3 protein-coding genes are annotated in these 3,524 nt (G+C 74.1%); 2 read left to right on the forward strand and 1 reads right to left on the reverse strand.

Annotated elements, in window-relative coordinates; all coding sequences use genetic code 11:
* Positions 1-495: 495 nt before the first annotated feature.
* Entirely contained in the window at positions 496-2,058 is a 1,563-nt protein-coding gene (locus tag I6A60_RS30820; RefSeq protein ID WP_203011765.1) for a trehalose-6-phosphate synthase, read from the forward strand.
* Between the two features lie 221 nt (positions 2,059-2,279).
* The gene (locus I6A60_RS30825; RefSeq protein WP_307873947.1) at positions 2,280-2,576 is read left to right on the forward strand and encodes a hypothetical protein; all 297 of its coding nucleotides are present in this window, start codon (positions 2,280-2,282) and stop codon (positions 2,574-2,576) included.
* A 20-nt stretch (positions 2,577-2,596) separates the two neighbouring features.
* Here I6A60_RS30825 and I6A60_RS30830 read toward each other — a convergent pair whose 3' ends face one another.
* The gene (locus tag I6A60_RS30830; protein WP_203011767.1) at positions 2,597-3,097 is read right to left on the reverse strand and encodes a histidine phosphatase family protein; all 501 of its coding nucleotides are present in this window, start codon (positions 3,095-3,097) and stop codon (positions 2,597-2,599) included.
* Positions 3,098-3,524: the final 427 nt, after the last annotated feature.

A 3,524-nucleotide genomic window follows, 5' to 3' on the forward strand; every position in this document is an offset into this window, starting at 1 on the left:
GGGGTGCCCCCCGCCCCCCCCCCCGGGGCGGCGGGGGGGGGGGGGGCCCGCTCGGCGGTGCCCGAACGCCCGCGCCGCCCCGACCGGCCCCGCCTGCCGGGAAGGAGCCTCGAACAGGCAGCTGACGAACTGAGGCCCGCAGCCCTGGCCGGCATCGCCGGGGCGGGGCGCGCAGAAGCCCACTTCTGGGGCCAGTTCTCTGCCCGGAGCCCGCCCGCCTGCCGGAAAGATCACGGACGGACCCGTGCGTGGACTGCGGCGACGGTTGGCGACCGGTTGGCGACTGGCCTCTTTCGGCATATGCGCAGCCGTGATCCCCGGGCAGGCCGTCGCCGCGCAAGGGGGGCTGCGCCGAGGAACCGCCGGCGCCCTGTTGGCCGTGGAAAACGAACCGTTGAGTGAGCCACCCCCTTCGTCCCCGGGGAACGCCCGTAGCGGCGGCTCCTGGGTGACAGGGAATGCTCCTTGAAAACCCACCAGGAGGGCCGTCCCCACGTGGCGCACACCGATGTGCTCGACCTGCCGCTGGTGCTGTTGTCCAACCGAGGCCCGGTCAGCTTTGGCCGGGACAGCGCTGGCCGGACCGTGAACCGTGGCGCGGGCGGACTGGTCTCCGCGCTGTCCGGCCTGGCTGAACATCTCGACGACGCCGTCTGGGTCTGCGGCGCGGCGACCGAGGAGGACGCCGTCGTGGCCCGCGAGGCCGCCGGCAAGGCGTTGCACGTGCAGACCCTGCCGGTCCCGCATCTCGTCGACTCCGCGTTCGGCGACCCAAGCTCCGACGACGGGGGCTCGAACAAGCCCGCCGACGGGCCGTCGATCAAGATTCGGATCGTCGAGACCGACCCGTTCGCGTACGCCGACTTCTACTCCGTCTGGTCGAACCCGATCCTTTGGTTCATCCAGCACGGGCTGTACGGCCGGGCCTATTCGCCCGACTTCACCCAGGCCGAGCATGAGGCCTTCGAGAACGGCTACGCCGCCGTGAACCGGGCGTATGCCGACGCGGTGGCCGACGAGGTCCGGGCCCGCGGTGGGAAAGCACTTGTCCTGCTGCAGGACTACCACTTCTACCTGGTCGCCGAGCACGTCCGCCAGCAGTGCCCGGACGTCGTGCTCACCCATTTCGTCCACATCCCGTGGCCGGGGCCGGACGAGTGGCGGGTGCTGCCGGCCGACATCCGGGAGCGGCTGCTCACCGGGCTGCTCGGGTCGGACGTGGTCGGGTTCCACACCCGCCGCTACGCCCGCAACTTCGTCCTGTGTGCCAGCGAGCTGCTCGGCCTGCCGATCGACCTGGACGCGATGACGATCAACGTCGGCGACCGGGTGGTCCGGGCCCGGTACTACCCGATCTCGGTCGACCCGGCGGCGCTCGACGCGACGCTGGCCAGCGAGGACGTGGCCGCCCACGTCTCGATGCTGCGCTACATCTTCCTCGGCGACGACCGGCAGCTGATGCTGCGGGTCGACCGGACCGACCCGAGCAAGAACGTCGTGCGGGGGTTCCAGGCGTTCCGCACCCTGCTGGAGCAGCACCCCGAGCTCGTCGGCAAGGTGAGCTTCCTGGCGCTGCTGCAGCCGAGCCGGACCGACGTCCCCGAGTACGCCGACTACATCGCCCTGATCGGCGGGGTGGTCGCGGAGATCAACGCCCGGTTCACCAAGGATGGCCGCCAGCCGATCGACCTGCGGATGGTCGAGGACTTCGCGCTGGCGATCGCGGCCTACTCGATCTGCGACGTGCTGGTCGTGAACGCGATCGCGGACGGGATGAACCTCGTGGCCAAGGAGGTCGCGGTCGTCAACGGCCGCGGCGGGGTGCTGGCACTGTCCGAGACGGCGGGCGCGCACGAGGAGCTCGGCGAGCACGCCGTGACCCTGCACCCGTTCGACCTCCAGCAGATGGCCGACGCGTTCTACAGCGCGTTGACCATGCCGCTGGAGGAGCGGCACCGCCGGCTGGCGGCCGCCGCGGAACAGGTCCGCACCCACGACGTCGCCCGGTGGCTGAGCGACCAGCTGGCCGACCTGCGCCGGATCGCCGGCTTCGCCTGAGCGAGCCGCGGGGGGCGCCGGGCCACCGGGCGCCCCCCGCATCAGCTCGGCCCGGGCGGTGCCAGCCGGGTGGCCGGCCAGCCGTGGTGGTGCGAACCGGCCCGGGGTGGGGAACCATGGCGTGGACGGCCCGGCCGGCGGGCGGCCGGGCCCCGACGCGGCGCCGGCGGGCTGGGCCTGTTCCCAGTCGTCACGCGGGCGAGGACCGGGAGCGTGGCACGGTGGTGCGCACGGAGCAGGACACGCGGGCGACGCGGGACATGCGGACGACGCGGGACTCGCGGCCCGGCCCGGGGCCGGCCCTGCCCGGCGCGGGCCTCTCGCCCAGGACAGCCGGTGGCCACCGACGGGCGAACGGGGGCTCCTGGGCCGCCGTCATACTGATCATCATGGGGTTCGTGCTCGGCTGCTTCGCGCTGCCGACCGGCTCCGTCGTGCTGTGGATCCTCACCGGTGCCGCGCTCGTCGTCGGCGGGGCCGTCGGCCTGGTTTCCCGGATCATGGAACAGGCCTACTGACCCCTCCCTGGGACGTCCCGTCAGGAGGCGTGCCGCAGGCCGCGTGGGGTGACGAAGGAGCCGAACCGGGTGCTGGCCGGCCCCAGCTCGGCCCAGCGCCGGGTGCCCAGGTCCAGGACGGCGAGGGCCGCGGTCGGGAAGGTCGGGATCCGCGCTCGGTCTGCCTGCGCCAGCAGCCCGACGGCGAGCGCGTGGATGCCGGGATTGTGCCCGACCAGCAGGAGGTTCGGTACGCCGTCGTCTACCTCGCGAAGCCGGCCGAGCAGTTCGTCCGGGCCCGCGAGGTAGAGCCGGTCCTCGGTGAGCACCGGCACGTCGGGCGGCAGCGCGGCGGCGATCCGCTGGACCGTCTGGCGGGTCCGCAGCGCGGAGGAGCACAGGATCAGGTCGGGCGCCAGCCGCTCGGCGGCGAAGTGCTCGGCGACCAGCACGCAGGCGTCCCGGCCGTCGCGCGACAGCGGCCGCCTCGCGTCCGGTGTCTGCGCGTCGGCCCAGTCGGACTTGGCGTGCCGCAGCAGCATCAGGCGCCGGCCGCCGCTCACCGGCCGGAGTCCAGCGAGTGGGGATCGCCGCCTGGGCCACCGAACACGGGTCTCCTCCTCGGCGCGGTGGTGCTGTGGGTGCGGTGGTGCGCTGTGATGCTGGGCACGGCGGCGCGCCGTGACGCTGGGCGCGGTGGCGGGCGTACGGCGGCAGCGGTGGCGGACGGCCCAGACAAGGCTATTCCGAACCTTGACCACGGGGAAGGCCCGGCATCCACGCGGGCTGCGCGTGGATACCGGGCCTGAAACCGCCAGGTGTCGGGCGTCGTGAGCGCCGCCCGGTCCGCGGGTCGCGCGGCCGGACCGGCACCGGCCTCCCGGGGCGCCGCCTCCGGGGGGCGGGGGGGCCGGCGCGCCGCCCCGCCGGGGGGGGGGGGGGGGGCCGCGCGGGGGGGGGTTTAGGGGG

This window comes from Frankia sp. AgB1.9, from assembly GCF_016786355.1.
Lineage (GTDB): Bacteria > Actinomycetota > Actinomycetes > Frankiales > Frankiaceae > Pseudofrankia.

Excerpts from the sequence above, each read along its gene's own strand:
- I6A60_RS30830 (WP_203011767.1), bottom strand. The coding sequence starts at position 3,097 with ATGCTGCTGCGGCACGCCAAGTCCGACTGGGCCGACGCGCAGACACCG.